The 9,890-nt window shown below is 72.0% G+C and carries 5 protein-coding genes; 2 read left to right on the forward strand and 3 right to left on the reverse strand.

Annotation, left to right across the window (positions count from 1 at the left end):
• Positions 1–188: 188 nt before the first annotated feature.
• Entirely contained in the window at positions 189–2,456 is a 2,268-nt protein-coding gene (gene secD / locus ACIWVC_RS20550) for a protein translocase subunit SecD (RefSeq protein WP_396454435.1), read from the forward strand.
• 47 nt (positions 2,457–2,503) lie between these two features.
• On the opposite strand, the gene ACIWVC_RS20555 is transcribed toward secD, so the two are convergent.
• The 3 genes from ACIWVC_RS20555 to ACIWVC_RS20565 all read right to left on the reverse strand — a co-directional run bounded on the left by ACIWVC_RS20555 (position 2,504) and on the right by ACIWVC_RS20565 (position 6,664).
• Entirely contained in the window at positions 2,504–3,496 is a 993-nt protein-coding gene (locus ACIWVC_RS20555) for a septum formation family protein (protein WP_396454436.1), read from the reverse strand.
• Positions 3,493–4,650, reverse strand: coding sequence for a septum formation family protein (locus ACIWVC_RS20560; RefSeq protein ID WP_396447028.1), 1,158 nt, complete (start codon positions 4,648–4,650; stop codon positions 3,493–3,495). The genes ACIWVC_RS20555 and ACIWVC_RS20560 overlap by 4 nt, the downstream gene beginning before the upstream one ends.
• Positions 4,651–4,777: 127 nt before the next feature.
• On the reverse strand, positions 4,778–6,664 hold the full coding sequence (locus tag ACIWVC_RS20565; protein WP_396447027.1) for a glycoside hydrolase family 15 protein: 1,887 nt from the start codon (positions 6,662–6,664) through the stop codon (positions 4,778–4,780).
• 317 nt (positions 6,665–6,981) lie between these two features.
• On the opposite strand from ACIWVC_RS20565, the gene ppdK reads away from it, so the two are divergent.
• Positions 6,982–9,681, forward strand: coding sequence for a pyruvate, phosphate dikinase (gene ppdK, locus ACIWVC_RS20570; protein ID WP_396454437.1), 2,700 nt, complete (start codon positions 6,982–6,984; stop codon positions 9,679–9,681).
• Positions 9,682–9,890 lie beyond the last annotated feature (209 nt).

The following is a 9,890-nucleotide window of genomic DNA, read 5'->3' on the forward strand; positions in this document are numbered from 1 at the left end:
CGCCGCCGCCCCGCCGCCGGCCGGGCGCATCCCGCCGCCCGCCGCCGCGCCGGCCTCACCCGACCTCGTGCCGCCCGCCGCACCGCGCGGGCGCGCGCCGCCCGCCCCCCCACGGAGCTGAGACGACCCCTGTCCGCGGTGCCGCACGCTGAGGCGCGGCGCCGAAACTTCCGTGTGGAGGTTCCCTCTTGACTCGCGCCAACCTGGTGCGGGCGGTACTGGCGCTCGCCGTGCTCGCCACGTCCTTCTACTTCGCCTGGTCCAAACCGGCCCGCCTCGGCCTCGACCTCCGCGGCGGCACCCAGATCGTGCTCGAAACCCAGGACTCGCCGACCGTCAAGGCGGACCGCGAGTCCACCGACCGCGCCCGCGAGGTCCTGCACCGGCGCATCGACGCGCTCGGCGTCGCCGAGTCGTCCATCACCCGGTCCGGCGACCGGCGGCTGATCGTCGAGCTGCCGGACGTCCAGGACCCGACCCGCGCCGTCGAGGCGGTCGGCAAGACCGCGCAGCTCACCGCGCACCCCGTGCTGCCCAACACCGGCAAGGCCGAGAAGGGGCAGCAGCTGATCCCGGACGAGAGCGGGCAGCAGATCCTCATCGGCCCCGCCGCGCTCACCGGCGACGGCATCGGCAAGGCGAGCGCCTCCTACGACCCGCAGAATCTCGGCGGCTGGGCCGTCAACGTCGACTTCAAGGGCGAGGGGGGCAAGACCTGGGAGAAGCTGACCGCCAAGGCCGCCTGCGCCGTCGGCGACGAGCGGCGCATCGCGATCGTCCTGGACGGCAAGGTCATCTCGTCCCCGCAGGTGACGCAGAGCGTGCCGTGCGGCGTCGGCATCACCGGCGGCTCCACCCAGATCACCGGGGACTTCAGCGCCGGCGAGGCCAAGGACCTCGCCGCCCTCATCCAGGGCGGCTCGCTGCCCGTCCCGGTGAAGATCATCGAGCAGCGGGTGGTCGGCCCGACCCTCGGCGACGAGGCGATCGACGCCAGCGCCAAGGCCGCCGTCATCGGCATCATCCTGACCGGCCTGTTCATCGTGGCCGTCTACCGCATCGCCGGCTTTCTCGCCACGGCCGCGCTGGCCTGCTACGCACTGATCTCCTACGCGGCCCTCGTCGCGATCGGCGCGACGCTCACCCTGCCGGGCCTCGCCGGTTTCGTCCTGGCGATCGGCATGGCCATCGACGCCAACGTGCTGGCCTTCGAACGGGCGAGGGAGGAACGGGCGGCGGTGCGGAGCCGCAGCGCGCGCAACGCGCTCGCGATCGGCTTCAACAAGGCGTGGTCGGCGATCGCCGACTCCGCCGTCACCACCCTGCTGGCCGGCGGCCTGCTGTTCTGGCTGGCCTCCGGGCCGGTCAAGGGCTTCGGGGTCACGCTGACCATCGGTGTGCTCGCCTCCCTCGTCTCGGCGATGCTGATCAGCCGCGTGCTCACCGACGCCGCCGCGGCCCGGATGCCCAAGATCATGAAGGGCCGGGCCGGCGGGCTCGGCGGCGCCGGGCGGATCCGCAACTGGCTGGAGACCAGCGGCCCCGACATCATGAAGCGCAGCCCGATGTGGGTCGGGATCTCCGCGGTCGCGGTCATCCTGGCCATGACCGGGATCTTCACCCGCGGGCTGAACTACGGCGTGGAGTTCACCGGCGGGCGCCTCGTCGAGTACTCCACCAGCCGGCCCGTCGACATCGACAAGGCCCGCGCCGCCGTCGCCGACGCCGGGTTCCCGCGCGCCGTCGTCCAGACGTCCGGGCAGGACGACATCTCCGTCCGCACGTCCGACCTGACCAACGAGGAGGAGAAGCGGATCCGGGACGCGCTGGCGAAGGCGGGCGGCGGCGCCGCCAAGGAGCGCGACGAGCTGATCGGGCCGAGCCTCGGCAGCGAGCTGCGGAAGAAGGCGCTGATCGCGCTCGGCATCGCCCTGCTCGCGCAGCTGGCCTACCTGACGATCCGGTTCCGCTGGACGTTCGCGACCGGCTCGGTCGTCGCGATGTTCCACGACATCGCGATCGTCACGGGCATCTTCGCCTGGCTGGGCAAACCGATCGACGGGGTCTTCCTCGCCGCGCTGCTCACGATCATCGGGTACTCGGTGAACGACTCCGTCGTCGTGTTCGACCGCGTCCGCGAGATGTGGGGCCTGAACCCGAAGGGGCGGTTCGCCGACATCGCGAACCGGGGCACGCTGCAGACCGTCCCGCGGACGATCAACACCGGTATGGGCGCGCTGTTCATCCTCGCGGCCCTCGCGGTCCTCGGCGGCGACTCGCTGACCGACTTCGCGATCGCGCTGCTGATCGGCATCGTCGTCGGCACCTACTCCAGCGTCTTCACCGCGACGCCCATCGCCGTCGTGCTGGAGCGCTTCGCGAAGACCCCGCCGCCGCAGGGCAGGTCGAAGAAGCCGGTCCGCCGCACGGCGGACAGCTCCGGCGCCGTCGTCTAGCGGGCCGCGTGCCGCCGGCGCCCGCCGGGCGCCGGCGGCGGGCGCGGTCACTCCGGCATCAGCGACCGCGTCAGCGAACCCCGCACGGCCTCGAACATGCAGACGACCTGCCGCTCGTCCAGCTCCCAGGCCGTGGGGTTCGGCCGCGCGTACGACGGCTCCACGTTCTCCGGCAGGGGGCGCGAGCCCCAGATCTTCCGGGCCCGGGCGGCGCAGCCCCGCGCCGCCCGGTCGTCCATCTCCGCGGTCGAGGGGAGCGTGTCGCCCTTCAGGTCGAAGACGGCGAAGACCTGGATCTTGTGCGGTTCGGTGCAGTCGACGACGGACACCGCGCCGGTCGCGTCCCACTCCTTCACGCAGTCGCCGGGGACCAGGTCGTTGTAGTCCCGGGGCTCCTTGGCGACGTCCTCGAGCGCGACGGTGAGATAGCCGGACCCGATGAAGCGGACGACGCAGGTCACGGTACGGTCCCCGCGCTCCCACATCTCCTTGTCGGGCCGGTCGGTGTAGAGCCGGAACTCCTCGGCGCGGCCCGTCTTCTCCAGGAACGCGGTCCGGTCCCGGCACAGCTTCCCGGCCTCGGCCGCGACCTCCCCGTCGCCCGGGAACGGGCGCTCCGGCAGGGCCGCCCGGCCGGCGATCTCGCCCTCGTGGGCTCCCTTGCACGGCGCCGCCCTCAGGAAGACGGCGACCGACTTCTCCTCGAACCCGACGAAGCAGGTGCCGGGCTTCAGCGCCGAGGCCCGCGGCTGCCCGTAGTCGCTGGCGAGGCCCGGGTCGTCCCCGCCTCGCGGCACGCCCGCGACGACCACGACGGCGATCGCGGTGATCCACGCGGCGGAGGCCGCGATCCCGGCGGCGGCGAGGCCCCGCCCCTTCTCTCCCCGGCGACGGGTCTGCACGAGCGCGGCGACGGCGAAACCGACCGCGAACAGGACCAGGCCGAGCAGTCCCGTGACGAGCGAGGCGATCGCGAGCCGGTTCGTCCGCCGCCGTCCCGGCTCCGGCGCATCGCCCGGCGGCGTCTCGGAGGCGGTCACGGGACGAGCGATTTCTTCAGCTTGCCGCTGGCGGGCGACAGCAGGCACACGACGTCATGGACGCCCCGGTACCAGTCGTCCTCGGCCGGCATGACGTACATCAGCTGGAGGTCGCGGTCGACCGGGTGCTCCCGGAGGAGCTTGTCGGCGCGCTTGCTGCAGCCGCCGCCCGCCTTCTTGTCGAGCGCGTCCTCGCCCGGGTACCCGCCGTACTCCAGGGAGGAGTCCTCCGTGCGCAGCGTGAACTTCGCGTACACCTGGAAGCGGTGCGGCTTCTTGCAGGAGACGGTGGCCGTGAACGGGTCGGTCTGCTCCCACTCGTCGATGCATTCGCCGACGTTCAGCTGGTCGTAGGTCTTCAGGCTCGTGTCCACCGTGCCGGCGAGGGTCGTCGTGAGCGGCTCGGTGCCCGTATAGCTCATCAGGCACGTGAGCGTGCGGGCGTCGTCGCCGGACCAGGCGTAGTAGGGCTCCAGGTCCTCGCGGTACCGGCTCCGCTGAAGGTATTCGGTCTTGTTCCCGCACAGCTGCTCGGCCCACGCGCCGCTTCCGTCGCTGTACCGCTCCTCCGAGCGCGCGATGACCTCCCCTTCGTGGGGTCGCGTGCAGGGCTGCTCCTTCGCCCGGTACCCGCCCGCGCCGTCATCGGTGAGACCGGTGAAGCAGTCGCCGACGTCGAGGTCGGCGATCGCCGTCAGGCCGTCGCGGCGGGCGTCGGCCCGCCCGGGGCCGGGCCGGCCGAACGGCAGCGCGACGAGCAGCACGGCCGCGGCGACCACCCAGACGGCGGACGCGGCGAGGCCGGCGGCGGCGAGGCCGTGGCCCCGCTCGCCGCGGCGGCCCGCCTGGACGAGCGCGGTGATCGCGAAGCCGACCGCGAGCGGCGCCATGCCGACCAGGCCGGTGACGAGTGCGAAGATCGCGAACTGGTTGGTCCGCCGCCGTACGGGCTCCTGATAGGGCGGCCCGGGCGGGAACGGCGGGGCCGGATACGGCGTGGCCGCGCCGGGTGTGTAAGTGCCGGGTGTGTAGGTGCCGGGGGTGGGAGTGCCGGGTGCGGGAGCGTCCGGAGCGGGGACGTCGGAGGCGGGGGCGTCGGGAGGGGCCCAGGGGGAGGGTTCGGGGTCGTCGTCAGCGGACGGTGGCGTGGTCACGGGCGAACGGTAACCGGGATGTGCAACAAAAAGGTCAATTCCGGCAGATGTCGGCCAAGTTGTGATCAAGGTCTGCGGACGGCCGGGGGAGCGGGCCCGGCCGTCCGTCCGGGCCGGGGGAGCGGGGTCAGGCGAGCGGCGGCTGCGGCTCGTCGTTCTCCGCTCTGATCACCTGCATCACCGCGTTGATCAGCGCCAGGTGGGTGAACGCCTGCGGGAAGTTGCCGAGGTGCCGGCCGGTGTGCGGGTCGATCTCCTCGGCGTACAGCTGCAGCGGGCTCGCATACGACAGCAGCTTCTCGCACAGCGCCCGCGCCCGGTCCAGCTCGCCGATCATCACCAGGGCGCTGACCAGCCAGAACGAGCAGATCGTGAACGTGCCCTCGTCGGAGTCGAACCCGTCGTCGGTCTCCGCCGCGCGGTACCGCAGGACGAGGTCGTCCTCCGACAGCTCGTCGGCGATGGCGAGGACGGTCTCGCGCACCCGCTTGTCGTCGGCGGGCAGGAAGCCGAGCAGCGGGATCAGCAGCGCCGAGGCGTCCAGCGCCGTCGCGCCGTAGTGCGCGGTGAAGACGCCCCGCTCGTCCAGCGCGTTCGCGAGCACGTCCGCGTGGATCTCGTCGGCGGCGGCCTGCCAGCGGCGCGCCCGGTCCTGGTCGCCGCGCACCCGGGCGAGCCGGGCGCCGCGCTCGGCCGCCACCCAGCAGAAGATCTTGGACGAGGTGAAGTGCTGCGGCTCGCCGCGCACCTCCCACATGCCGCAGTCGGGGGTGCGCCAGTTGGCGAGCGCGTCCTCGACCTGCTTGATGATGATCTTCCACAGCCGGTCGTCGAGCCGGTCGCGCTTGCGCACGAACAGGTAGATGGAGCCGATGATCGCGCCCCACACGTCGTGCTGCGCCTGCATGTACGCCTCGTTGCCGATGCGCACGGGCCGGGCGTTGTCGTAGCCGGTGAGGTGCTCCAGCGTGGACTCGGGCAGCTCCTCCCGGCCGTCCAGCCCGTACATGATCTGCAGCTTGCCCTCGGCCGCCTCGGCGACGTCGGTGATGAAGTAGAAGAAGTCGTTGGCCTCCCAGTCGTAGCCGAGCGTGTAGAACGCCCACAGCGCCATCGTGGAGTCGCGTATCCAGGTGTAGCGGTAGTCCCAGTTGCGGTCGCCGCCCGGCGTCTCCGGCAGCGAGGTCGTCGCCGCCGCCGCGACCGCGCCCGACGGCGCGAACGTCAGGCCCTTCAGCGTGAGCGCGCTGCGCTGCAGGTGGCTGCGCCACGGGTGGTCGGGGAAGCGGCCGCGGTCGAGCCAGTGCTGCCAGTGGTGCACCGTCCAGACGAGCCGCTCCTGCGCCTCCTGCCACGACGACGGCGCCGCGTGCTCGCTCCACGACAGCGCCACGAACCGGGACTCGCCCTGCTTCAGCAGCGTCCTGGACGTGGCGAGCGACCCCTCGAACCCGACGTTCATGTCGGTGGTCAGGCGCAGCCCGACGCCGTTGCCGCGCGCGACCGCCTCGTGGTACCCGGCGCCGGTGTGCTCCCAGCGCGCGGGCGTCTGGCCGTAGTCGAACACCGGCATGCAGTCGAGCCGGACCTGGACCTGCCCGTTCACGCACCGCACCATCCGCAGCAGGACGTGGTCGGCGTCGTAGTCGGTCGGCGCCCTGCGGTGCGTGTGGGACCGTTCCGTCTCGTGGTGCCACGGGCCCATCAGCAGCGCGTCCGTCACCACGAGCCAGCCCCCGTGCACCCACCAGGTGGTCTCCATGACCATGGTGCCGGGGATGTAGCGCTGCGCCGCGGGCACCTCGACGCCCGCGGGGCCGACCCGGAAGTACCCCGCGTCGCGGTCCAGGATCGACCCGAACACGCTCGGCGAGTCCATCTTCGGCAGGCACATCCACTCGATGTTGCCGCTCGGCGCGACCAGCGCGGTCGTCTCGCAGTCGGACAGGAACCCGAAATCGGCGATGGGGGCGAACGGATCTCCCGCCCGGCCGCCGGCGACCTTCGGCCTCACAACCTCACCTCCCTGATCTCCATCATCCCCTCTCCCGGGCAATGGGCGCGCCATGTGCGCGCGACCGCCGCTCCGGCCGGGCCCGGAGCGCGGCGTGGTCTCGGTCTCCCCAGTGGAATAGACCATTATCTGCGGTGTGAGCTGGGAAAACTCCCTCCGGCGCACCGGGCGCCGAGCAACCGTCCGATGCGCGGGTACAGTCCCGGCAAACAGGGCAGCGGACCCGCTTCTGCCTGGGGGAACGCGACGGAGCACACCCCTGGGGCAGGTGGGCCGGAACTGCCGCTGGGTGGAACCGGAGCGAAAAGGAGCTCCCCGTGCCGAAGTTCGTGTACGACTTCACTGAGGGCAACAAGGACCTCAAAGATCTGCTGGGCGGCAAGGGCGCCAACCTGGCCGAGATGACCAACCTCGGACTGCCCGTCCCCCCCGGGTTCACGATCACCACGGAGGCCTGCCGGCACTACCTCGAGCACGGGGACCTGCCCGAGGGGCTGGCGGAGGAGGTGAACGCGCACCTCGCCGGCCTCGAGTCCGCGATGGGCAAGAAGCTCGGGCAGAGCGACGACCCGCTGCTGGTCAGCGTGCGGTCGGGCGCCAAGTTCAGCATGCCGGGAATGATGGAGACCGTCCTCAACGTCGGCCTGAACGACGAGTCCGTGCACGGCCTCGCCGCGCAGGCGGGCGACGAGCGGTTCGCCTGGGACTCCTACCGGCGGCTGATCCAGATGTTCGGCAAGACCGTGCTGGACATCGACGGCGACCTGTTCGAGGACGCGATCGAGGAGGTCAAGCGCGCCCGCGGCACCGACCAGGACTCCGACCTCGTCGCCGACGACTTCAAAGGGCTCGTCGACCGGTTCAAGGCGATCGTGCGGGAGCGGACCGGGCGGGAGTTCCCGACCGACCCGCGCGAGCAGATGGACCTGGCCGTCAAGGCGGTGTTCGACTCGTGGAACGCCGAACGCGCGATCCTGTACCGGCGGCAGGAGCGCATCCCCGTCGACCTCGGCACCGCCGTCAACATCTGCTCGATGGTCTTCGGCAACATGGGGCTCGACTCGGGGACGGGCGTCGCGTTCACCCGCGACCCCGCGTCCGGCCAGCAGGGCGTGTACGGCGACTACCTGCAGAACGCCCAGGGCGAGGACGTCGTCGCCGGCATCCGGAACACCGTGCCGCTGACGGAGCTCGAACGCATCGACAAGGCGTCCTACGACCGGCTCCTCCAGATCATGGAGACGCTGGAGAACCACTACCGCGACATGTGCGACATCGAGTTCACGATCGAGCGCGGGAAGCTGTGGATGCTGCAGACCCGGGTGGGCAAGCGGACCGCCGCCGCGGCGTTCCGGATCGCCTGCCAGCTGCTCGACCAGGGGCTCATCGACCTGGACGAGGCCGCCCGCCGCGTCACCGGCGACCAGCTCGCGCAGCTCATGTTCCCCCGGTTCGCCAGCAAGGTCGACGGCGTCCAGAAGCTCACCAAGGGCATGAACGCCTCGCCCGGCGCGGCCGTCGGCAAGGCCGTGTTCAGCTCCGGCCGCGCGGTCGAGCTGGCCGGGCAGGGCGAGGACGTCATCCTCGTCCGCCGCGAGACCAACCCCGACGACCTCGCCGGCATGGTCGCGGCCAAGGGCGTCCTCACCTCGCGCGGAGGCAAGACCTCGCACGCCGCCGTCGTCGCGCGCGGCATGGGCAAGACGTGCGTCTGCGGCGCCGAGGAACTGGACGTCGACGTCAAGGACGGGCACTTCACCGCGCCCGGCGGCGTGACCGTGCACGAGGGCGACGTCATCTCGATCGACGGGTCGTCCGGCGACGTCTACCTCGGCGAGGTCCCCGTGGAGGACTCGCCCGTCGTCCGGTACTTCGAGGGCGAGCTGGCCCTGGAGGACGGCGACGACCTCGTCAGGGCCGTCGACCGCATCATGCGGCACGCCGACGCGCGCGCCGCGCTGAAGGTCCGCGCGAACTCCGACACCCCCGAGGACTCCGCCCGCGCCCGCCGCTTCGGCGCCGCCGGCATCGGGCTGTGCCGCACCGAGCACATGTTCCTCGGCGACCGCCGGCAGCTCGTGGAGAAGCTCATCCTCGCCGAGGACGACGCCGGGCGGCAGGCGGCGCTGGACGCCCTGGAGCCGCTGCAGAAGAGCGACTTCGAGGGCATCTTCGAGGCCATGGACGGGCTGCCCGTCACGATCCGGCTCATCGACCCGCCGCTGCACGAGTTCCTCCCCGACATCACCGAGCTGTCGGTCAAGGTCGCGCTCGCGGGCGACGGCGCCGATGCCAAGGACCGGAGGCTGCTCGAGGCGGTCAACCGGCTGCACGAGCAGAACCCTATGCTCGGACTGCGCGGGGTGCGGCTCGGTTTGGTGATTCCCGGCCTGTTCGCCATGCAGGTCCGCGCGATCGCCGAGGCCGCGGCGGCGCGCCGCAAGGCGGGCGGCGACCCGCGCCCGGAGATCATGATCCCGCTCGTCGGCGCCGTGCAGGAGCTGGAGGCCGTCCGCGACGAGGCCCGCGGCATCCTGGACGAGGTGAAGGAGGCCACCGGCGTCGACGTCCCCGCGCTGATCGGCACCATGATCGAGCTGCCGCGGGCGGCACTGACCGCCGGGCAGATCGCCGAGGCCGCCGAGTTCTTCTCCTTCGGCACCAACGACCTCACCCAGACGACGTGGGGCTTCTCCCGCGACGACGTCGAGGCGGCGTTCTTCTCCCGGTACCTCGAACTCGGCATCTTCGGGGTGTCGCCGTTCGAGACGCTGGACCGGGAGGGCGTCGGGCGGCTCGTCCGCATCGCCGCCGAGGAGGGCCGCAGGGCGCGGCCCGGCATCAAGCTCGGCATCTGCGGCGAGCACGGCGGCGACCCGGACTCGGTGCACTTCTGCCACGAGGTCGGCCTGGACTACGTGTCCTGCTCGCCGTTCCGCATCCCCGTCGCCCGGCTGGAGGCCGGCCGCGCGGCCATCGCGGCGGCGGACGGCTCAGGGGGCGGCGACACCCGCTGACGTGCACCGCCGGCGGGCGGGTCCCGCGCGTGTTCTCCGCGCGCGGACCCGGCCGCCGGCGCGGGTATGGGTTCCGTTACACGCGGTATGTGCGAACTTCGGACGCGCGCCGGACCATCTCAATAGTGTGTCCGATGCGATGACGGTGGAAGTGGACTTGCCGGAGACCCAGCCCGAAGACCCCCGGTCCGAAGAGACCCGGTCCGAAG

The sequence above is a fragment of the Actinomadura sp. genome, from assembly GCF_044508335.1.
Classification (GTDB): Bacteria; Actinomycetota; Actinomycetes; order Streptosporangiales; family Streptosporangiaceae; genus Spirillospora.